Below are 19,363 nucleotides of genomic sequence, written 5' to 3' on the forward strand. Positions count from 1 at the left end.
AGTTCCCGAATGAATGGCGTTCCTGATCCGTCTGTCGTGATCCATTCCCATGCGGCGCACTGGTTTGCGCGCGGCATGCGTGGGGCGTTGTCGACACCGGGCCTCGTGCTGGTCGCGACCTTCATCGGCTTTGGAGGGTTGCTGCACGATCTCGGCTTTCCCATCTTCGCCGGCATCCTCTCCACCCTGCTGATTTGGGCGCTGCCGGCGCAGGTGATCCTGGTCGGCGGGCTTGCGGCCGGCGCGTCGCTGCCGGCGCTGGCCCTCGCGGTCTGCCTGTCCGGCGTGCGGCTGCTGCCCATGGTGGTGTCGCTGATGCCGCTGATGCGCGGGCCCTGGCCGCGCCTGCTGAGCGAACTGGTTTGCGCGCATTTCGTCGCCGTCACCATGTGGGTGGAAGGCTTCCGGCTGCTGCCGAAGGTGCCGGCCGAGGGCCGGCCGGCCTATGCCGCCGGGCTCGGCTTCGGGTTGACCGCGCTGAGCATGTTCGGGACAGCGGTGGGCTTTTATCTGACCGGAGCCCTACCTGGCCCGCTGGCGGTGGCGCTGCTGCTGCTCACCCCCATCTCGTTCGCCATCCTCCTCGTGCGCAATGCGCGCCAACCGGTCGACTGGCTGGCCATCGGGCTCGGCGCGGCGATCTCACCGCTCGTCGCCAATTCGCCCGGCGGGCTCGACCTGTTCTGGGCCGGCGTGGGCGGTGGGACTCTGGCCTTCTTCATCGCCCGCCATTTGCCGGGGGCACGGTCATGAATTTCGTCTCGACCGAACTCGGCGCCATGCTGGTGGTGATTCTTGTTGGCTTCCTGCCCAACGAGGTGTGGCGGGTGCTCGGCGTGCTGTTCGGCCGGCGTATCGATCCCGACAGCGTCTGGATGCAATGGGTGCAGGCAGTGGCGACCGCACTGCTGGCGGCGGTGGTGGCGCGGCTGCTGCTGGTGCCCAGCGGCGCGCTGGTCGCGCTGCCGCTCTGGCTGCGCGTCGGCGCCGTGGCGAGCGGCATTGCCGGCTTCCTCGTCGTCCGCCGCTCGGTCCTCGCCGGCGTTCTCACCGCCGAGGCCGTGCTGGTAGCCGGCGCCTGGTGGCTCGGCGTCAGTCCCTGAGCGCCGCCGCCAGCCGGCTCGCCTGGTCGGCCAGCACGTCCGCCGCTTCCTTGTAGGAGAGCGGAGCGCGCAGCTCGATGCCGGCGTGGCGCGGGATGACATGGACATGCAGGTGGAACACCTCCTGCCCGCCGGCCTTTTCATTGTGCTGGGTGAGGGTGATGCCCTCCGCCTCGAACACCTTCATCTGCGCCTGCGCAATGCGCTGCGCGGCGGCGGCCACCGCCGCCAGATCATCCGCCTTTACGTCGAGCAGGTTGCGGGCCGGGGCCTTGGGGATGACGAGGACATGGCCGGCCGCGCGCGGCATGATGTCGAGGAAGGCGAGCACGCGCGCGTCCTCATAGACCGTATAGGCGGGCAGTTCGCCGCGCAGGATCTTCGCGAAGATGTTGCCGGGATCGTAAGCCATGGGTTCCTCCCTGTCCGGCTGACCTGATCGCAAGCCCTCGGGCGGCGGTCAAGGTTCGTCCGCGCGCTCGTCCGCCACCTGCTGACGGAAGGGCCCGAGCGCGCTCAGTTCCGCACCGGCTTCCGCGACATAGCGGCGCTCGCGCTCGAGATAATGGGCGACGGCGGCTCGGAACTGCGGATCGGCGATAAAGTGCGCCGAGCGGGTGATGACCGGCATGTAGCCGCGCGCCAGCTTGTGCTCGCCCTGCGCGCCCGCCTCGACCGTCGACAGGCGGTGCGCGATGGCGAAGTCGATGGCCTGGTGGTAGCAGACCTCGAAATGCAGGAAGGGATGGTGCTCGATGGCGCCCCAGTGGCGGCCGTAGAGCGCGTCCGAACCGATAAAGTTGATCGCGCCGGCGATCCATTGCCCGCCGCGTTTCGCCATGATCAGCACCATGCGATCCGCCATGCGCTCGCCGATGAGCGAGTAGAAGGCGCGGTTGAGATAGGGGCGCCCCCATTTGCGCGAGCCCGTCTCCATGTAGAAGCCGAAGAACGCGTCCCAGACCTCCTCGGTCAACTCGGCGCCGGTGAGGTGGTGGATGGTGATGCCGTTCTCCAGCGCCTCGCGCCGCTCGCGCCGGATCTGCTTGCGCTTGCGCGAGGCGAGGGCACCGAGAAAATCCTCGAAGTCGCCATAGCCCTCATTGTGCCAGTGGAACTGCTGGTCGGTGCGGGGCAGAAAACCCTCTGCCTCCAGCGCTTCCGCGTCGGCCTCGCTGAGGAAGGTGGCGTGTACCGACGAGACCTTGCGCATCCTAGCCAGCGCGACCAGCCCGCCCGCAAGCGCCGCACGCACGCCCGGCGCCTCCGGCCCGGTGCCGGCCAGCAGGCGCGGGCCGGTGGCGGGGGTGAAGGGCACGCTGACCTGCAGCTTGGGATAATAGCGCCCGCCGGCGCGCTCGAAGGCCTCCGCCCAGCCATGGTCGAAGACATATTCGCCCTGGGAATGCGACTTCAGATAGGCAGGGCAAACGCCGAGCACATCGCCCTCTGGCCCTTCGAGAACCAGATGCTGGGGCAGCCAGCCGGTTTCCGCGCAGACGGAACCGGATTCCTCAAGCGAGGACAGAAAGGCGTGGCTTACGAAGGGGTTGTAGGCGGGCTTTGACTCCGGCTCCGAGGCCGGAGGGCTGGCGCAACCATCCCAGTCTTCAGCGGCGAGCGCGGTGATGTCGCTCTCGACGCGCAGGCGAAACGTTTCGTCGGACATGCGGGAGTGGCTCGGTCCGTTCTAAGCCCGGCGACGGTCATGCCCGGCATCGTCGCGCACATTGTGCGCCGCACGCAGCCGCGCCCACAAGGGTGCTCACGCGATCGGGAAGCGCTGCCGCACGTTTACGGCAGAAAGCCCTCGAAGATCATCTGGTCGGCATAGCGCGCGGCGACCTCGCGGTCCTGTGCCGTGCGCACTGTCCAGGTGAGCAACGGAAGAGGCGCGGCGCGGCGCACGTGATCGACGGCGGCAGAAGGCAGTTCCTTGACATAGTGGGCGATGAAGTCCGGCTTTGTCTGCGGGAGGTGCAGCAGGTTGCCCCAGGCGTGCTTGGTCTGCGAACTGAGAATGTCCCATTCCGGGTCGTCATAGCGATGTTCCATGGTGATGCCGCGCGGGATGAGCGGTGCCAGCGTGCGCACCGCCGCCACCAGGGCGGGATCGAACGACATCAGCGCCGCCGGCCCCTCATAGGTTGCGAGCACCTCGGCGGCGCGGGCGGCGAGGGCCGTCTCGCCATCGAAATGGCTTTTCATCTCGATGATGAGCGGCACCCGGCCGCCGACCCGGGCGAGCAACTCGTCCAGCGTCATCATGCGGTCGGCAGTGCCGCGCAAGGCGATAGCCTTGAGCTGCGCCGTTGTAAGCGCCTTTGCCGGCCCTTCCGCGAGGGTCAGGCGTTCCAGCGTGTCGTCGTGGAACACCATGGCATCGCCATCGGCGGAGAGCTGGATATCGACCTCGATGGCGTAGTCGCGCGCCAGCGCGGCATCGACCGCCGACGCCGTGTTCTCGATGACACCGCGCGCGGCGTCGTGCAGCGCGCGGTGGGCGATCGGCCGGGCGGTCAGCCAGCCAGGCGCGTTGAGAGCGGGCGTATCGGGAGCCATGGGCGCAGCCTCAGGCGAATTCGATCACCGCCTCGATTTCGACGCTGACATTGAACGGCAGGGCGGCGACGCCCACGGCGGAGCGCGCATGCCGGCCCGCGTCGCCGAACGCCTCGACGAACAGATCGGAGCAGCCGTTCACCACCTTCGGCTGGTCGGTGAAGTCCGGCGCCGAGTTGACGAAGCCGACCAGCTTCACCACCCGCTTGACCCGGTCGAGGTCGCCCAGGGCGGCCTTCATCTGGGCCATGAGGTTGATGGCGCACTGGCGCGCCGCAGCGCGTCCGGCCTCGACGTCCGCCTCGCCATGGAGCTTGCCGGCCATGAACGCGCCATTGGCCATGGAGATCTGCCCGGAGATCCACAGCAAGTTACCGCTGATGACGAACGGGACATAGTTTGCCGCCGGCGCCGAGGCGGCGGGGAGGGTGATGCCGAGGGTCGCCAGCTTGGCCTCAACCGTTCCGGTCATGGGTATCTCCTGCTATCGTGCCGGGCGCGCCTTTCCGGCGCGCGGCCGAGACAATCGACCTTCAATTGCCATCTTCGATGGGTCATGTTTGGCGGATCGGTCCGCCATTCGCAAGCCGCGTCTGACGTCTGCGAGGAGCCTCTTGCCTATGCCGTCCGCACGTTCCACCCGCCTCGCTGTCGCTGCCCTGCTTCTGGGTGCGTCCTCGCTTCCGGCCTTGGCGATCCAGTTGACGCCGCACCGCGCCACCTATGCGGTCTCGCTGGACGCCTCGGCGTCTGCGACGCGCATCAACGCTGCCGAGGGGCGCATCGTCTACGAGATGCGCGGCAATGCCTGCTCCGGCTATTCGGTGCAACTGCGGCAGGACACGGTGCTGGCGACCGAGGGCGGCCGGGTCAACAGCGCGGTGTCGACGGCCACCTGGGAGGATGGCGAGGCCAAGTCCTACCGCTTCCGCGTGACCAATGCGGTGAACGGCGAGAGCAGCGAAGAGGCCGACGGCGTGGCCGAGCGCGGCGACAAGGGGCTGGTCGTGACGGCGACCAAGCCCGAGGATCTGACCGTCGATCTGGGCAAGAGCGTGCTGTTGCCGACCCAGCACGTGCTGCGCCTCATTGCCAGCGCGGAGAAGGGCGAGGCGGTCCTGGAGGCCTCGGTGTTCGACGGCTCGCCCGATGCGAAGAAGGTCTATGACACGCTCGCCGTCATCGGCCGTGAGACCAGCGACACCAAGGGGCTCGAACAGGCCGCCACCTCCGCCGACCTCGCCGGCCGCCCCCGCTTCCCGGTGACGATCAGCTATTATGAGCGCGGCGGCGCCAGCGACACGCCGGACTACGTGATCAGCTTCGACATGTTCGACAATGGGGTGAGCCGCAAGCTGAAGCTCGATTATGGCGAGTTCGCCCTGAACGGCACGCTCATTTCCTACGAGGCGCTGCCGCAGGAAGCGTGCGCGAAGTAGCACTTGCGGGGTTCGACGCGTCGGGCCCACCCGGCTCTTCCAGCCGATTGCGATGCGGCTGCTCGGGCTCCCGCCGGCGCGGCGCGTCGAGGCCGATGCCGCGGTCGATGATCTCCTTGCCGAAACGTGCCCGCAGCGAATCGGTGGCGAGTTCGGCCTTGCTGCGCTTGGTGGCGGAGGCGTCGACAAGGTCTGCCGGGTCCGCCAAAGTCGGGTCGGCGAGTTCGGACACCCCCACCCCGATCAGCCGGAAACGCCGTCCATCCGTTTCGCGCGCCAGCAATTCGCGGGCGTGGTCGAAAATCCGGTGCGCCAGCCGCGTCGGGTCCTCCAGAGAGCGGGCGCGGGTGACGAGGCGGAAGTCCGACGTCTTCAGCTTCAGCGTGACGGTGCGGCCGGCGAGATCGGCGGCCTTCAGCCGGTCGGAGAGTTTGCGGGTGAGCCGGTAGAGTTCCTGCTCCAGTGTGCGGTAATCGGCGATGTCTGTGTCGAAGGTCGTCTCGGTCGAGACGCTCTTGGTCTCGCGCTCGGGATTTACCGAGCGCGTGTCGATGCCGCGCGCCAGCCGCCACAGTCGCAGCCCCTCATTGCCGAAGCGGCGGGCGAGGGTGGTCTCGTCAGCCACTTGAAGGTCGGCGATGGTCCGGTAGCCTTCGCGCGCGAGCCTTTCCTGCGTGGCCTTGCCGACGCCCCAGATCGCGCCGACGCTGCGCGGGGCGAGAAAGTCCATCGCCTCCTTCGCCCCGATCACCGCGAAGCCGCGCGGCTTGTCGAGTTCCGACGCCATCTTGGCGAGGAACTTGTTGGGCGCGAGGCCGACGGAGATGGTGACGCCGATCTCTGTTTCGACCGACCGTGCCAGCCGCGCCAGCGCCCGCGCCGGGCTTTCCCCATGCAGCAATTCGGTGCCGGCGAGGTCGAGGAAGGCCTCGTCGATCGACAGCGGCTCGACGAGCGGGGTGAGGCGCAGGAAGCGTTCGCGAATCTGCCGGCCGACGGCGACATACTTCGCCATGTTGGGCTTGATCACCACCGCCGCCGGGCACAGGGCGAGGGCCTTGAACATCGGCATGGCCGAGCGCACGCCCTGCACCCGGGCGAGGTAGCACGCGGTCGATACCACCCCGCGCTTGCCGCCGCCGATGATGACAGGCACGTCGCGCAGTGCGGGGTCGTCGCGCTTCTCCACGGACGCGTAGAAGGCATCGCAGTCGATATGGGCGATGTACAGCGTGTCCAGCTCGGCGTGGCGGGCGAGGCGCGGGCTGCCGCAGCGAGTGCAGCGGCGCTCCTCCCCGGCCTCGTGCAGGCAGTCGCGGCAGAAGGCCGGCAGGCGTGTCATCACCCGTGCTCCGCTGGGCGGTACTCTCGGTGTTCCGCCTCAGTCTTCGCCCATATCCGCATGAAAGAGAATCTCGCGCGCCGCCACCACATGGCCGGGGTCGATCCCCGCCTCGCCGGCATAGTCGACCAGCAGGTCCTGCCGGTTGATCAGATAGTCCAGCAGCGCCACATGGAAGGCGGCCGACCCCACCGCTCCGCGCAGGTCGGCGGGCGACAGGCCGCTCTCCGCCAGAAACGGGCCGATGCGCTCGGGATCGCCGGCGAGAAAAGCGAGGGCGCCGAGAGCGACCTGCCGGGCAGCCTCGACCTGGGTGGGGGTGCGGGAGTTGCGGCTTTTCATTTCCGGTTCCGTAAGGAATGGGTGGGTAAAGCTAGCGTATCGAACGGCGGATAGGTGAGCGATTCCGGCTCGCCAGAATGTGCCACCGTTGCAGGGACCGTCGAGCAATGCCCAAGACCGTTCTGATCGTTGAAGACAACGAGCTCAACATGAAGCTCTTCAACGATCTGCTCGAAGCCCACGGCTATATCACGGTCGGCACGCGCAACGGCATTGAGGCGCTGGATCTGGCGCGGCGCCACCGTCCCGATCTGATCCTGATGGACATCCAGCTGCCCGAGGTCTCGGGCCTGGATGTCACGCGCGCGCTCAAGGCCGATCCGGAGCTGAAGGCTATTCCCGTGATCGCCGTCACCGCCTTCGCAATGAAGGGCGACGAGGAGAGGATTCGCGAGGGGGGCTGCGAGGCCTATCTCTCCAAGCCGATCTCGGTCGCAAAGTTTCTCGAAACCGTGCGCCAGTTCGTTCCGCCGAACTGATTTGGCGGCCCGATCCGCGCGCCTCGCCCGAATCGATCCACGACAAATACCGTTGCTTTTGCCGAAGGTTCGGGTAGCTTCGCCTGGGTATCCGTTTGCCCTACGGAGTGCTCGGGTCCGCCGCATCTCCTGGGTCCGTGGGGTCTGGTCGGCGGGCGGTGTCTACGGATGGCCTCTCCGTTCACCGCTCGCCGATTCCACCCCGATACGCCCCCACCGACACCGATTGTCCGAAACGGCCCAACCAAAGGAAAAGGCGCCTTGCGGCGCCTTTTGCGTCTCTGGTCAACAGCGCGGCGGGCAGGGCCCGCGCGGTGGCTCAGATCACTTGATCTTGCCTTCGCGGAACTCGACGTGCTTGCGCGCAACCGGGTCGTACTTCTTCACGACCAGCTTGTCGGTCATGGTACGCGAGTTCTTCTTGGTCACGTAAAAGAAGCCGGTGTCGGCGCTCGACACGAGCTTGATCTTGATGGTCGTTGCCTTGGCCATGACCGGGTCTCCTGGGAGCGTGGTCTCAACGTGGGGTCACCACGCCGAAGAAATGGGGTTCGCGCGGCAGAACCGCCGCTCGTTGCGCGTCCGTATCGGTGATCGGCGCGCGAATGTCAAGAAAGCAGGGTCAGCGATCGCGCCAAATCTGCCCGGCCACCACCAGCACATAGAGCAGCAGGAACGCGCCGATGGTCCAGGCGAAGCCGTGCGGATCAAGGATCTGCATGCCGCCGCCCACGGCCGTGGGGCCGATGGTGAGGCCGATCGAATAGAGCATCACGAAGGCTGCATTGGCGGTGGCGAGCGCCGCCCCGTTGAAGCGCGCGCCCAAGAGGGCGAGGCCGACCGTGTAGAGACCGGCGACGATTCCCGTGGTGAAGAACGCGGTGATCCACAAGGCCCAGCTGCCGATGGCGAGGTGGGGAATCAGCAACGAGCCGACGACCCCGATGATGCCGCAGGCGAGCAGCAGCCGGCGCCGGTCCACCCTGTCGCTCAGCAGGCCGAGCGGCAGCTGCAGGGCGACATTGCCGAGCTCGGCGACGGTGAGCAGCAGCGCCGCCTCGCCCGCATCGAGCCCGCGCCGTAGCGCGTAGAGCGGCAGGAAGTTGATCATGCCGGTTTCCACCGCGCCGAAGATGAAGGCGGCCAGCGTGGCGGCCGGCGCTATGCGCATGAGCGTCCAGACGCCGCCGCCGGAATGGTCCTCCTCGATCGCCGGCGCACCGGCGGCGCCGATCAGCACCGGAATGCCGGCCAGAGCGAAGAAGGCGGCGCCGAAGAGATAGGGTGGCCAGCCCTGCGTGCCGACGAGGCTCAGGATCGCCGGGCCGCCCGCAAAGCCCATCGACAGCACGGTCCCGTAAATGCCGATGACGAGCCCGCGCCGGTCGTTCGGCGACGCCGCATTGATCCAGAACTCGCTGACCACGAACAGCACGCACAAGGCGGCCCCGAAAATGAAGCGCAGCGGAAACCACAGCACGAAGGACGAGGTGACCTTGAAGGCGAGCAGGCTCACCGCCGCGCTGAGAAGGGCGGCCAGCAGCAGTGGCCCGGCACCGAGCCGGCGCACGAGCTTGGGCAGAAACGGCGCCAGCGCGATGGTGGCGAGCCCGCCAACGGCCGTGTTGATGCCGATCCAGGTGCTGGAAATGCCCCGGTCGTGCAATTCAAACGCGAGCAGCGGGATGGAAAGCGCGAGGCCGAGGCCGACCACCGAGATGGCGGCGATGGCGGCCGCTATGGAGGCGATGTTGACCGGGCGTGAGACGGCGGGGGCATGCATGGGTCACCTGATGCCGGGAGGCGCCTCCCGGACCGCCCGCTCTAGCCCATGGATGGCAAAAGTCGAATGACTTTTGGGAATGTCTTCATGCCGGGAATTTCTGAGACGCCTGCGCTCAGGAAATCGCCTCGCGAAAAACCTTGCCGCCGCGCGAGAAAAAATACGGCACTGGCTGCCAGGGCCGGTTGCCGGCGGTGAGGCGCGTCTCGACCTCTTCGAGGATTGTGCGGGTGATTTCCGGCACGTCGGCGCCCTTTGCTTCGGCCAGGGTGAACCAGCCGACCTCGACGAATTCCGCCTCCGGGCCGACCGTGCCCTCCAGCCGGTGCGCCACATGGCCGACATCTGCCATGAAAAAGCGGGTGTCGAAGCGGCGGGCGAGGCGGGGCGGGGTGACGGCGCGGGCGATGAAGGTGAGCGCCTCCAGATTGGGGAACAGACCGGCCTCGCCGAAGGCCTTCCACGCCTGCGGCAGGCGGCCGGGCGCGCCCGCCTCATCCGTGCCGAGCAGCAGCCCGGTCTCCTCGCAGGTCTCGCGAATCGCTGCCAGCGCAAGGGCTCGCGCCCGCCCGGCGCTGGGGCGCACCACCCGCGCGAGCAGGCGTCGCTCGCTCTCGGAATCCAGCGTTCCGTAGACGCGGACATGGCGATCCGTCGCGTCGACCCGGCCACCCGGAAACACGAACTTGCCCGGCATGAAGCGCAGCGCCGGGTTGCGGCGCCCCAGCAGAACGCGGGGCGTCCGCCGGGAACTGTCGATCAGCACCAGTGCGGCGGCGTCGACCGGCCGGATGAGCGGATGCCCCGCGTCGAGCCGTTCGGGCGGGAAATTCCGGGAGACGTCGGTCAGGTTCATGAGGCCGGTGTGGTGGAGTGTGAGTGCAGTGAGACCGATTCGTGCGATCAGGAGCGCTTGCCGGCGAGTGCGGCATCGTGGCTCGGCGGATGCGGATCACGCTCGGAATCATTCGGATCGAAGCCGTGCATGTGCACCGCCCACTGGAAGCCGATGAGCGCGCCCTTCACCGGCGGCAGCAGCACCAGCGACAGGATGAGGGTCAAGGGCAGCCACACGACAAGGTGGATCCAGATGGCCGGGTGCAGCGCCATCTCCACTGCCAGCAGCAGCGGCACGACGATATGGCCGACAATGGTGATGACCATATAGGGCGGCGCGTCGTCGGCGCGGTGGTGCCACAGCTCCTCGCCGCAGGCCGGGCAATGGTCGTTCACCTTGAGATAGGAGCCGAACATCGCTCCCTTGCCGCAGGCGGGGCAGCGCATGCGGAAGCCGTTGACGATGGCCGGGCCGATGGGGCGGTTGGGCTGGGTCGGCTGGTTCTGCATGTGGCTACGCCTCCCGGCGCTATTTGCGCTTGCCGATGCGCCTCGGGCCCGTGGGGCGCTCGGCCGGCCGTCCGCCGCGTCCCCGGCCGCCTCCCGGGCGGCGCTTGTCGAAGGGGACGCGCGTTCCCTCTGATATAAGCTCGAACCGCAGCGCGCCAGCCACCGGTGCCGCTTCCACGAGCTTCACTTCGACGCGGTCGCCCAGCCGGTGCATCTCGCCGGTGCGCTCGCCGATCAGCGCGTGGCGCACCTCGTCATAGCGGTAATAGTCCTGCCCGAGCGTCACGGCGGGGATGAATCCGTCCGCGCCGGTGTCGTCGAGGGCGACGAAGAGCCCCGCCTTGGTGACGCCGGAAATGCGCGCCCGGAAGGTGGCGCCGATCTGCACCGCCATGTGGTGGGCGATCAGCCGGTCGATGGTCTCGCGTTCCGCCGCCATCGCCCGGCGCTCGCTGGCGGAGATGCGGGCGGCGATCTCGGCGAGCTGTTCGGGCGTCACCGCCTCCGGCAGCCCGTCGCGGCCGAGGCCGAGCGCGCGCACCAGTGCCCGGTGCACGATGAGGTCGGCATAGCGGCGGATCGGCGAGGTGAAATGCGCGTAGCGGCGCAGGTGCAGGCCGAAATGGCCGTAATTGTCGTTGGCATATTCCGCCTGCGCCTGGCTGCGCAGGATCACCTGGTTGACCAGCGGCGCCAGTTCCGAGCCTGCGACACGGGCGAGAATATCGTTGAACTGCGCCGGGCGGACGGCCTCGCTTTTCGGCAGCTTGATGTCCAGCGTCTGCAGGAATTCGCGCAGGCTCGACATCTTCTCCAGCGAGGGCTGGTCGTGCACGCGGTAGATGAGCGGGACGTGCTTCTCCTCCAGCGTCTCGGCGGCGGCGACATTGGCGAGGATCATGAACTCCTCGATCAGCCGGTGCGCGTCGAGCCGCTCGGGCACGATCACCTTGTCCACCGTGCCGTCGGGCTTCAGCAGGATCTTGCGCTCGGGCAGGTCGAGGTCGAGTGGCGCACGGGCATCGCGGGCCTTCTTCACCGCGCCATAGGCGGCCCAGAGCGGGCGCAGCACGCCCTCCAGCAGCGGGTCGGTGAGATCGTCCTGCCGGCCGTCGATCGCCGCCTGCGCCTGCGCATAGGCGAGCTTGGCGGCGGAACGCATCATGATGCGGTGGAAGCTGTGGCGCTTCTTGCGGCCATTGGCACCCACCACCATGCGCACCGCCAGCGCCGGCCGGTCCTCCAGCGGGCGCAGCGAGCACAGGTCGTTGGAGATGCGCTCCGGCAGCATCGGCACCACGCGGTCGGGGAAATACACCGAATTGCCGCGCGCCAGCGCCTCGCGGTCGAGCGCGGTGCCCGGGCGGATATAGGCGGCGACGTCGGCAATGGCGACGGTGAGGATGAACCCGCCCTCATTGTCCGGGTCGAGATCCGGCGTCGCGTGCACTGCGTCGTCATGGTCCTTGGCGTCGGGCGGGTCGATGGTGACAAGCGGCAGGTCGCGCCAGTCCTCGCGCCCGGCCAGGGTGGCGGGCTTGGCGGCTTCCGCCTCGGCCAGTGCCTCGCGGCGGAAGACGCTGGGAATGCCGTGGGCGTGGATGGCGATGAGGCTGATGGCCTTCTCGGTGGAGACCGAGCCGAGCCGCTCCTTCACCTTGGCGGTGGGCAGCCCATAGGCGTGGTGGCGCACGATCTCGACCGAGACAAGGTCGCCTTCCTCGGCATCGCCGGCGAAATCGGCGGGGATGGCAAGCTCCCGGCCCATATTGCGCTTGTCGATGGGAATGAGCCGGCCGCCACCCTGCGCATCGCGGCGGAAGATGCCGAGCGTCAGCGCCCGCGACTTCTCGATCAGCTTCAGCACGACGCCATTGTGGCGGATGCGCCCATCGGCCTCGGGAATCTCCTCGGTCTTCAACAGCACCCGGTCGCCAACAGTGGGGGCCGGGCCGGCGACACGGCCGCGCCGGGCGAGCCGCACCAGAATGCGCGGGGCCTCGCCGTTCTCCTCCGTGTCCCAGTCCACCGGCGCGGCGATGAGTTCGCCGTCCTCGTCGCGCTCGACGATTTCCGACAGCACCACCGCCGGCAGGGCGCCCGGCAGATGCAGCTTGCGACGCTTCGTGCCCAGCAGGCCCTCATCGGCAAGCTCGCGCAGCAGGGACTTGAGGGCAATGCGGTCCCCGCCATCGAGCCCGAAGGCGCGCGAAATCTCCCGCTTGCCGACATCGCCGCCTTGCGAGGCGATGAACGCCATCAATTCGTCGCGACCGGGCAGACCCTTGGCAAGGCCGGGCGGCAGGGCAGGGCGGGCGGGCTTCCGCCCCTTGGATTTTATTGGTTTACGCACGATTCACCGCGTGTGGGAGAGCCACGCCGACGCTAGCGGGATCGACGCCTCGCGTCGACCGGCTCGGCCGGCTGACCATGCGTGAGATGGAGGACATCTCTTGCAATTGCCACCCAATGGGTGGAATTTCCGGCCTTTAGCGGCGGTTAGACGACGCCGATCTGGATTCTTCCCATGGATGCCCGCACGCCGGAGGCGACTCAGACGCCTCTGTCCCACGCCGAGATTCGTGTCATCGTTATCGGCGTTATGGTCGCGATGTTCCTCAGCGCCCTCGACCAGACCATCATCGCCACCGCGCTGCCGACCATCGGCGCGAGCTTCGGCGACCTCGGGAATCTCTCCTGGGTGGTCACCGCCTATCTCCTCACCGGAACCGCGATCACCCCGCTCGTGGGCAAGCTGGCGGATATTCACGGCCCCCGGCCGGTGCTGCTGGTGGCGATCGGCACTTTCCTGGCCGGATCGGTGATGTGCGCCATGGCGCAGAGCATGCCGTGGCTGATCGTGGCGCGCGCCGTGCAGGGGCTGGGCGGTGGCGGGCTGATCGCGCTGGCGCAGACCATCATCGGACTGCTGATCGCGCCGCGTGAACGCGGGCGCTACCAGGGCTATTTCGCCATCGTCTTCATCACCTCGAGCATTGCGGGACCGATCCTCGGCGGGTTCTTCGCCGAGCACCTGCACTGGTCGCTCATCTTCTGGATCAACGTCCCGCTCGGCCTCGTGGCGGCCGCGATGAGCGACCGGGCGCTGCGGCGCCTGCCGGCGCACCATCATCCGCACCGCCTCGATATTCTCGGCGCCCTGCTGATGTGCGCGGGCACGGTCGCGCTTCTCATGGCGCTGAGCTGGGGCGGCACGTATTTCCACTGGTTGTCGTTGCCAATCTTCGGCCTACTGGCGCTGGCCGTGCTGCTGTGGATCGGCTTCGCCTTCCGCGTCGCCACCGCCAGCGAGCCTCTGGTGCCGCTGACGGTGCTGTCCAATCAGGTGGTGCGCACCGGCGTTCCCTCGGCGGCCTTCGCCATGGGCACGCTGGTGGGGCTGTCGATCCAGATGCCGCTCTATCTCGAAGGCGTCATGGGGCTGACGGCGTCGGAATCGGGCGTGGCGCTCATTCCGCTCATGGCCGGCGTGGTTGTCGGAGCCACCGGCGCGGGGCGGGTGATGGGGCACTTCACCCATTACAAGCGACTGCCGATCTTGGGGCTGATCGCCAGCATCGCCGCGCTGGGCATTCTTGCGGTGTGGCCGATCGGGCTGTCGATCTGGTGGGTTGCCGCCGCCATGGGCGTGGCGGGAATGGGGCTCGGCACGGTGCTGCCGGTGTCCACCGTGGCGATCCAGAACGCCGTGCCGCTGCCGCAGATGGGCACCGCGACCGGCGTGGTGAACCTGTTTCGCTCGCTTGGCGCCGCGGTGCTTACCGCCGGCTTCGGCGCCCTCGTCATCGGGCTGTCCGGTATCGAGAGCAGCGCGCTGCTGGAGCGGCTGCTGGAAGGCCGCGCGCAGGTGGTGCCGCTCGCTGGCGCGTTCCGCTGGGTGTTCGTGGCCGCGGCGGCCTCTCTGGCGGCGTCACTCGTCATGATGATCGCGATGGAGGAGCGCCCGCTGCGCTCCGGCCATTCGCCCGCGCCGCTGCCGGAGTGATCCGACGGCGCGGGCAGCCGGCGCTCAGGCGCCAGCCGCTTTCTTGACCGCTGCCTTCTTCGCCGCAGGTTTCTTCGCTGCCGGCTTCTTGGCCGTCGACTTGGCCGTCGACTTGGACGCGGCGGGCTTGTCGGAAGCCGCCTTGGCCGGCGCCCGGCGTGCCGGCTTGGCCGGCATCGTCCCGGCTTTGGCGGTGATGAGTTCCACTGCCTGTTCCAGCGTCACCGCGTCCTGCTCGATGCTCTTGGGCAGCGTGGCATTGACCTTGCCATGGTTCACATAGGCGCCGAACCGTCCCGGACGCACCGTGATCGGCCCGCCCAGCGTGGGATGCTCGCCGAGCTCGCGCCCGCCGACCGCGCCGCGCCGGCCCGGACCCTTGTTCTGCTTGTCGGCGATCAGCGCCACCGCGCGATTGAGGCCGATGGCCAGAATGTCGTCATCCGCCTCGATATTGGCGTAGGTCTTGCCGTGCTGGACATAGGGCCCGAAACGACCGATGCCGGCGAGGATGGGCTCGCCGCTTTCCGGATGACGGCCGATCTCGCGCGGCAGGGAGAGCAGCGACAGCGCGGTGTCGAGGTCGACATCGGCGGGGGCGAGCCCCTTGGGCAGGCTGGAGCGCTTGGGCTTCTCGCCGTCCTTGCCCTCGCCGAGCTGCAGATAGGTGCCGAAGCGCCCGCCGCGTATCGTCACTTCCATCCCCGAGGCCGGATCGGTGCCGAGCACGCGGGTGCCGTTGGCCTCGCCGCCATTCTCGTCGTCACCGCCCTGCGCCGCCAGCGGGCGGGTGTACTTGCACTCGGGATAGTTCGAGCAGCCGATGAAGGCGCCGAACTTGCCGACCTTCAGCGACAGCCGGCCGGTGCCGCAGGTCGGGCAGATGCGCGGGTCCGAGCCGTCTTCCTTGGGCGGGAAGATGTGCGCGGTCAGCATGCCGTCGAGCGCGGTGATGACATCGGAGACGCGCAGTTCCTTGGTCTCGCCGACGGCGGCCATGAAGTCGCGCCAGAAGTCCCGCAGCACGTCCTTCCACTGCAGCTCGCCATTGGAGATGCGGTCGAGCTTCTCTTCGAGATCGGCGGTGAAGTCGTATTCGACGTAGCGGTCGAAGAAGCTCTCCAGGAAGGCGGTGACCAGCCGTCCCTTGTCTTCCGGCACCAGCCGGCGCTTGTCGAGCTTCACATATTCCCGGTCGCGCAGCACGGCGAGCACGGAGGCATAGGTCGAGGGACGGCCGATGCCGAGCTCTTCCATGCGCTTGACCAGCGAGGCTTCCGAATAGCGGGGCGGCGGCTCGGTGAAGTGTTGGTCGGCCTTGATGCCCTTATTGGCCAGTGCCTCGCCCGAGGACATGGCCGGCAGGCGGCGGCTCTCCTCGTCTTCCTCGTCGTCGTCGCTGCCTTCGCGATACAGGGTGAGGAAGCCGTCGAACTTGATGACGGTGCCGGTGGCGCGCATCTCCAGCGCCCGGCCACCCGCCTTCGCGTCGATGTCGACCGTGGTGCGCTCCAGCTCGGCCGATTCCATCTGGCTGGCGATGGTGCGCAGCCAGATCAACTCGTAGAGCTTCGCCTGGTCGGGTTCTAGCTGGCGAACCACATCCTTTGGCAGGCGCGAGAGCTCGGTCGGGCGGATCGCCTCATGGGCTTCCTGCGCGTTCTTCGCCTTGGCGGTGTATTTGCGCGGCGCTGCCGGGACGTAACGGTCGCCATATTCGCGGGCGATGACGGAGCGGGCGCCGGCGACGGCTTCCGGCGCCATGTCGACGCCGTCGGTCCGCATATAGGTGATGAGGCCAACGGTCTCGCCGCCGATATCGATGCCCTCATAGAGCCGCTGCGCGATGCGCATGGTGATCGCCGGCGCGAAGCCGAGCTTGCGGCTGGCTTCCTGCTGCAGCGTCGAGGTGGTGAAGGGCGGGTAGGGGTGGCGGCGGGCCGGCTTGGCCTCGACCGAGCGCACCTTGTAGTCGGCCTTCTCCAGCGCGGCGCGGAAATCCATCGCCTCGGCCTCGGTGCCGACATCCAGCCGGGTGATCTTCTTGCCATCGGCGCCGACGAGGCGGGCCTCGAAGGTCTCCTGCCGCGGCGTGGCCAGCTGGGCGGCGATCGACCAGTATTCGCGGCGGATAAAGGTCTCGATCTCGCGCTCGCGGTCGCAGACGAGGCGCAGCGCGACCGACTGCACGCGGCCGGCCGAGCGGGCACCGGGCAGCTTGCGCCAGAGCACCGGCGACAGGGTGAAGCCGACGAGGTAGTCCAGCGCGCGGCGGGCGAGATAGGCATCGACGAGCGCCGCGTCGATGATGCGCGGATGCTTCATCGCATCCAGCACCGACTGCTTGGTGATGGCGTTGAACACCACGCGCGAGACCGGCTGGTCCTTCAGCGCGCGCTTTTCCTTCAGCACTTCGAGCACGTGCCATGAGATCGCTTCGCCCTCGCGATCCGGATCGGTGGCGAGGATCAGGCCGTCCGCCCCCTTCACCGCCTTGGCGATATCCGATAGCCGCTTCTGCGCCTTGGGGTCGACATCCCACAGCATGCGGAAGTCATCTTCGGGATCGACGGAGCCGTCCTTGGCCGGAAGGTCGCGCACGTGTCCGTACGAGGCATAAACCTCGTAGCCCGGTCCGAGATATTTGTTGATCGTCTTGGCCTTCGCAGGCGATTCGACGATGACGACCTGCATGTGTTCGCTACGTCCGTTAATGGGGCAAGCCCGAAGAGGCCGGGAAAATGGGGTAGGCGCCCCGGCGTGTCAAATGGCAAGCAGGACGCGTGCCGCCGATCATGATGGTTACGGCGGCACGCAGGCCTTGCCGCAGGGTGTTTTACGGTCGGTGAACGCGGAAAATGCGAAGCCAAAGGCCCCAATGCAGTCAAGGGTTGTATTAAATTAACATGCACAATCAATGATCGTGACTGGCGTGGCGGCTATGCTACGCTTCACCCACAGCCCATCAGCAACGGACGCCCGACGTGACCGATGAAGACCGCCAGCGTGTGCCCTTGCAGGACGCCGCCGAGTATATCGCCACGCTTGCCGACGAACTGGCGACCATGGCGGCCAGCAACCGGCTCGACGTGCTGCGCTTCCTGCTGGAGATGGCACGTGACGAGGCCCATTCGGTGGCGCGGGCCGAGCACACCCCGCCCAAGCGTGGCCAGAGCGCCTGATCCGGCCATCTAGACGAGGAGGGAGACGCTGCCATTGCGGTGCCGCTCCAGCCGTCCGGCCAGCTCCAGTTCGAGCAGCAGGATCTGCACCTCGCTCACGCTGGCGCCGGACAGGACGACCAGTTCGTCCACCGGCAAGGGCGAGGGGCCGAGCAGCGTCAGCAGCCGGGCGCGGCTGTCGTCGCTAGGCTCGGGCGCTTCCATCGCCTCCGCGGGATCCTCTTCGACGATGATCGGCCGCCGGTCGCGCAGGGCGGCGAGAACCTCCAGCACGTCCTCTGTCCCCGTCACCAGCGCGGCCCCCTGCTTGATGAGCGCGTTGGTGCCGCCGGCGCGCGGGTCGAGCGGCGATCCCGGCACGGCGAGAACCTCGCGCCCCTGTTCGCCGGCGAGGCGGGCGGTGATCAGGGAGCCGGAACGCTCTGCCGCCTCCACCACCACCACACCGAGCGACATGCCGGAAACGAGCCGGTTGCGGCGCGGAAAGTCGCGCGCCCGGGGCTCCCAGCCCATGGGCATTTCGGAGAGCACGACGCCCTCCTGCGCGATGCGCGCCATCAGCGCCTCGTTCTCGCGAGGGTAGGGACGATCATGCCCGCCGGCGATGACCGCGACGGTGCCGGTGGCGAGGCTTGCCTCGTGGGCGGCGGCATCGATGCCGCGCGCGAGCCCGGAGGCGACCACCCAGCCGGCCGCGCCGAGGCCGCGTGCCAGGCGGGAGGTGATGGTGCGGCCGGCGCCGGACGCATTGCGCGCGCCGACAATGGCCACCGTCGGGCGGTCCAGCAGTTCGGCCCGGCCGCGCAGCGCCAGCAGCGGCGGCGCGTCGTCGATCTCGCGCAGAAGGCTCGGATATTCGGGCTCGCCCAGGGCGATGAAACGGCCCCCCAGACGAGCCAGGGCCGCGATCTCGGCTTCCGCCTCGGCGATTGTCGGAACGCGCGGGGCCAAAAGGCCGCCGCCGCGCCGGGCAAGGTCGGGTAGCGCCTCAAGCGCTGCCGCCGCGCCTCCAAAACGGTTGATCAGGCTTCGGAAGGCGCGCGGGCCGACATTCTCGGCGCGTATCAGGCGGAGCCAGTCGCGGCGCTGTCCCGGATCGAGATGAACGCCGTGCCCGCCCACGACCTATCCCTTTTTGCCGATGCGGCCTTCCGTGCCCGCCAGCAGGCGCTGGATGTTGGCACGGTGCATGAACCAGAGCAGGACGGCGAGAACGGCGAGCAAGGCGCCGATCTGCACCGTGCCGTAGAAAAACGCCGCCAGCACGGTGGCCACGCTCGCTGCCAGCGCGGCGAGGGAGGAATAACGCGAGACGAAGGCGACCGCGAGCCAGGCGACGACGAAGACCAGCGCGGCGGGCCAGGCCAGTGCGATGGTCACGCCCAGGAAGGTCGCGACACCCTTGCCGCCCTTGAAACCGAGCCAGACCGGGAAGAGATGGCCGAGAAAGGCGCCGAGCGCCGCCGCCAGACCAGCCTCCGGCCCGAGCAGCCAGCCGGCCAGCAGCACGGCGAGCGTGCCCTTCAGCGCGTCGCCCAGCAGCGTTGCGGCGGCGAGACCCTTGCGACCGGTGCGCAGCACATTGGTGGCGCCGATATTGCCGGAGCCGATGCTGCGAATGTCCTGGGTCCCCGCCAGACGGGTGATGACCAGCCCGAACGGAATCGAGCCGAGGGCGTAGCCCAGCAGCAGCGCCAGAAGGCTCGACAGGGGGGGCAGCGACCAGCTCATGCCAGCGACCTTACAGACTTCCGGGGGAATGCACAGACGGGCGCGCC

The 19,363-nt window shown here is 68.2% G+C and carries 20 protein-coding genes; 6 read left to right on the forward strand and 14 right to left on the reverse strand.

The genetic code is table 11. From position 1 onward, the window contains the following. Positions 1 to 36 precede the first annotated feature (36 nt). The gene (locus ACQY76_RS17025) at positions 37 to 753 is read left to right on the forward strand and encodes an AzlC family ABC transporter permease (RefSeq protein ID WP_428029896.1); all 717 of its coding nucleotides are present in this window, start codon (positions 37 to 39) and stop codon (positions 751 to 753) included. Then, positions 750 to 1,103 carry an AzlD domain-containing protein gene (locus tag ACQY76_RS17030; RefSeq protein ID WP_428029897.1) on the forward strand — a complete coding sequence of 118 codons (354 nt, stop codon included), beginning with the start codon at positions 750 to 752 and terminating at the stop codon, positions 1,101 to 1,103. The genes ACQY76_RS17025 and ACQY76_RS17030 overlap by 4 nt, the downstream gene beginning before the upstream one ends. On the opposite strand, the gene ACQY76_RS17035 is transcribed toward ACQY76_RS17030, so the two are convergent. The 4 genes from ACQY76_RS17035 to ACQY76_RS17050 form a co-directional block, all read right to left on the reverse strand. After that, on the reverse strand, positions 1,093 to 1,515 hold the full coding sequence (locus ACQY76_RS17035; protein WP_428029898.1) for an HIT domain-containing protein: 423 nt from the start codon (positions 1,513 to 1,515) through the stop codon (positions 1,093 to 1,095). The genes ACQY76_RS17030 and ACQY76_RS17035 overlap by 11 nt on opposite strands. A 48-nt stretch (positions 1,516 to 1,563) precedes the next feature. Continuing rightward, a complete protein-coding gene (locus ACQY76_RS17040) occupies positions 1,564 to 2,772 on the reverse strand; it encodes a GNAT family N-acetyltransferase (RefSeq protein ID WP_428029899.1) in 1,209 nt (402 codons plus the stop codon). Positions 2,773 to 2,897: 125 nt separating this feature from the next. Continuing rightward, positions 2,898 to 3,665 carry a glycerophosphodiester phosphodiesterase family protein gene (locus ACQY76_RS17045; RefSeq protein WP_428029900.1) on the reverse strand — a complete coding sequence of 256 codons (768 nt, stop codon included), beginning with the start codon at positions 3,663 to 3,665 and terminating at the stop codon, positions 2,898 to 2,900. 10 nt (positions 3,666 to 3,675) lie between these two features. Next, the gene (locus ACQY76_RS17050; protein ID WP_428029901.1) at positions 3,676 to 4,137 is read right to left on the reverse strand and encodes a RidA family protein; all 462 of its coding nucleotides are present in this window, start codon (positions 4,135 to 4,137) and stop codon (positions 3,676 to 3,678) included. A gap of 148 nt (positions 4,138 to 4,285) precedes the next feature. Between ACQY76_RS17050 and ACQY76_RS17055 the strand changes: the two genes are divergently transcribed. Beyond that, entirely contained in the window at positions 4,286 to 5,104 is an 819-nt protein-coding gene (locus ACQY76_RS17055; RefSeq protein ID WP_428029902.1) for a cell envelope integrity EipB family protein, read from the forward strand. On the opposite strand, the gene ACQY76_RS17060 is transcribed toward ACQY76_RS17055, so the two are convergent. Both ACQY76_RS17060 and ACQY76_RS17065 read right to left on the reverse strand, forming a co-directional pair. Beyond that, positions 5,061 to 6,446: a DNA polymerase IV gene (locus ACQY76_RS17060; protein ID WP_428029903.1), complete on the reverse strand. Its 1,386-nt coding sequence runs from the start codon at positions 6,444 to 6,446 to the stop codon at positions 5,061 to 5,063. The two genes, ACQY76_RS17055 and ACQY76_RS17060, sit on opposite strands and share 44 nt — an antisense overlap. A 39-nt stretch (positions 6,447 to 6,485) precedes the next feature. Then, positions 6,486 to 6,788 (reverse strand): DUF3572 domain-containing protein, encoded by a 303-nt coding sequence (locus ACQY76_RS17065; RefSeq protein WP_428029904.1) that lies wholly within the window; start codon positions 6,786 to 6,788, stop codon positions 6,486 to 6,488. Positions 6,789 to 6,895: 107 nt separating this feature from the next. Here ACQY76_RS17065 and ACQY76_RS17070 point away from each other — a divergent pair, with 107 nt between their 5' ends. Next, positions 6,896 to 7,267, forward strand: coding sequence for a response regulator (locus ACQY76_RS17070; protein WP_428029905.1), 372 nt, complete (start codon positions 6,896 to 6,898; stop codon positions 7,265 to 7,267). 324 nt (positions 7,268 to 7,591) lie between these two features. On the opposite strand, the gene rpmG is transcribed toward ACQY76_RS17070, so the two are convergent. The 5 genes from rpmG to rnr all read right to left on the reverse strand — a co-directional run bounded on the left by rpmG (position 7,592) and on the right by rnr (position 12,657). After that, positions 7,592 to 7,759: a 50S ribosomal protein L33 gene (rpmG, locus tag ACQY76_RS17075; protein WP_018390658.1), complete on the reverse strand. Its 168-nt coding sequence runs from the start codon at positions 7,757 to 7,759 to the stop codon at positions 7,592 to 7,594. Between the two features lie 130 nt (positions 7,760 to 7,889). Further along, positions 7,890 to 9,050, reverse strand: coding sequence for an MFS transporter (locus tag ACQY76_RS17080; RefSeq protein ID WP_428029906.1), 1,161 nt, complete (start codon positions 9,048 to 9,050; stop codon positions 7,890 to 7,892). A 115-nt stretch (positions 9,051 to 9,165) separates the two neighbouring features. Beyond that, positions 9,166 to 9,906, reverse strand: a complete 741-nt coding sequence (locus ACQY76_RS17085) for an NUDIX hydrolase (protein WP_428029907.1) — start codon at positions 9,904 to 9,906, stop codon at positions 9,166 to 9,168. A 47-nt stretch (positions 9,907 to 9,953) separates the two neighbouring features. Next, complete coding sequence (locus ACQY76_RS17090; protein ID WP_428029908.1) at positions 9,954 to 10,397, reverse strand: DUF983 domain-containing protein; 444 nt, start codon at positions 10,395 to 10,397, stop codon at positions 9,954 to 9,956. Positions 10,398 to 10,416: 19 nt separating this feature from the next. Next, entirely contained in the window at positions 10,417 to 12,657 is a 2,241-nt protein-coding gene (gene rnr, locus ACQY76_RS17095; RefSeq protein WP_428029909.1) for a ribonuclease R, read from the reverse strand. A 267-nt stretch (positions 12,658 to 12,924) separates the two neighbouring features. Between rnr and ACQY76_RS17100 the strand changes: the two genes are divergently transcribed. After that, complete coding sequence (locus ACQY76_RS17100) at positions 12,925 to 14,403, forward strand: MDR family MFS transporter (protein WP_428029910.1); 1,479 nt, start codon at positions 12,925 to 12,927, stop codon at positions 14,401 to 14,403. Positions 14,404 to 14,427: 24 nt separating this feature from the next. Here ACQY76_RS17100 and topA read toward each other — a convergent pair whose 3' ends face one another. Next, positions 14,428 to 17,097, reverse strand: a complete 2,670-nt coding sequence (gene topA / locus ACQY76_RS17105; protein ID WP_428029911.1) for a type I DNA topoisomerase — start codon at positions 17,095 to 17,097, stop codon at positions 14,428 to 14,430. Positions 17,098 to 17,387: 290 nt separating this feature from the next. On the opposite strand from topA, the gene ACQY76_RS17110 reads away from it, so the two are divergent. Then, positions 17,388 to 17,585 (forward strand): hypothetical protein, encoded by a 198-nt coding sequence (locus ACQY76_RS17110; protein ID WP_428029912.1) that lies wholly within the window; start codon positions 17,388 to 17,390, stop codon positions 17,583 to 17,585. 9 nt (positions 17,586 to 17,594) lie between these two features. On the opposite strand, the gene dprA is transcribed toward ACQY76_RS17110, so the two are convergent. Together dprA and plsY are read right to left on the reverse strand one after the other, a co-directional pair. Next, on the reverse strand, positions 17,595 to 18,707 hold the full coding sequence (dprA, locus tag ACQY76_RS17115; RefSeq protein WP_428029913.1) for a DNA-processing protein DprA: 1,113 nt from the start codon (positions 18,705 to 18,707) through the stop codon (positions 17,595 to 17,597). A gap of 3 nt (positions 18,708 to 18,710) precedes the next feature. Then, positions 18,711 to 19,316 carry a glycerol-3-phosphate 1-O-acyltransferase PlsY gene (plsY, locus tag ACQY76_RS17120; RefSeq protein WP_428029914.1) on the reverse strand — a complete coding sequence of 202 codons (606 nt, stop codon included), beginning with the start codon at positions 19,314 to 19,316 and terminating at the stop codon, positions 18,711 to 18,713. Between the last annotated feature and the right edge of the window lie 47 nt (positions 19,317 to 19,363).

Origin of the sequence: Ancylobacter sp., from assembly GCF_965279025.1 — a bacterium.
In the GTDB taxonomy this organism is placed as follows: domain Bacteria; phylum Pseudomonadota; class Alphaproteobacteria; order Rhizobiales; family Xanthobacteraceae; genus Ancylobacter.

What these genes read in the sequence shown, in the direction of transcription:
- ACQY76_RS17030 (WP_428029897.1), top strand. Translation starts at nt 750, where the DNA reads ATGAATTTCGTCTCGACCGAACTCGGCGCCATGCTGGTGGTGATTCTT.
- ACQY76_RS17035 (WP_428029898.1), bottom strand. Translation starts at nt 1,515, where the DNA reads ATGGCTTACGATCCCGGCAACATCTTCGCGAAGATCCTGCGCGGCGAA.
- ACQY76_RS17040 (WP_428029899.1), bottom strand. Translation starts at nt 2,772, where the DNA reads ATGTCCGACGAAACGTTTCGCCTGCGCGTCGAGAGCGACATCACCGCG.
- ACQY76_RS17045 (WP_428029900.1), bottom strand. Translation starts at nt 3,665, where the DNA reads ATGGCTCCCGATACGCCCGCTCTCAACGCGCCTGGCTGGCTGACCGCC.
- ACQY76_RS17050 (WP_428029901.1), bottom strand. Translation starts at nt 4,137, where the DNA reads ATGACCGGAACGGTTGAGGCCAAGCTGGCGACCCTCGGCATCACCCTC.
- ACQY76_RS17055 (WP_428029902.1), top strand. Translation starts at nt 4,286, where the DNA reads ATGCCGTCCGCACGTTCCACCCGCCTCGCTGTCGCTGCCCTGCTTCTG.
- ACQY76_RS17060 (WP_428029903.1), bottom strand. Translation starts at nt 6,446, where the DNA reads ATGACACGCCTGCCGGCCTTCTGCCGCGACTGCCTGCACGAGGCCGGG.
- ACQY76_RS17065 (WP_428029904.1), bottom strand. Translation starts at nt 6,788, where the DNA reads ATGAAAAGCCGCAACTCCCGCACCCCCACCCAGGTCGAGGCTGCCCGG.
- ACQY76_RS17070 (WP_428029905.1), top strand. Translation starts at nt 6,896, where the DNA reads ATGCCCAAGACCGTTCTGATCGTTGAAGACAACGAGCTCAACATGAAG.
- rpmG (WP_018390658.1), bottom strand. Translation starts at nt 7,759, where the DNA reads ATGGCCAAGGCAACGACCATCAAGATCAAGCTCGTGTCGAGCGCCGAC.
- ACQY76_RS17080 (WP_428029906.1), bottom strand. Translation starts at nt 9,050, where the DNA reads ATGCATGCCCCCGCCGTCTCACGCCCGGTCAACATCGCCTCCATAGCG.
- ACQY76_RS17085 (WP_428029907.1), bottom strand. Translation starts at nt 9,906, where the DNA reads ATGAACCTGACCGACGTCTCCCGGAATTTCCCGCCCGAACGGCTCGAC.
- ACQY76_RS17090 (WP_428029908.1), bottom strand. Translation starts at nt 10,397, where the DNA reads ATGCAGAACCAGCCGACCCAGCCCAACCGCCCCATCGGCCCGGCCATC.
- rnr (WP_428029909.1), bottom strand. Translation starts at nt 12,657, where the DNA reads ATGGCGTTCATCGCCTCGCAAGGCGGCGATGTCGGCAAGCGGGAGATT.
- ACQY76_RS17100 (WP_428029910.1), top strand. Translation starts at nt 12,925, where the DNA reads ATGGATGCCCGCACGCCGGAGGCGACTCAGACGCCTCTGTCCCACGCC.
- topA (WP_428029911.1), bottom strand. Translation starts at nt 17,097, where the DNA reads ATGCAGGTCGTCATCGTCGAATCGCCTGCGAAGGCCAAGACGATCAAC.
- plsY (WP_428029914.1), bottom strand. Translation starts at nt 19,316, where the DNA reads ATGAGCTGGTCGCTGCCCCCCCTGTCGAGCCTTCTGGCGCTGCTGCTG.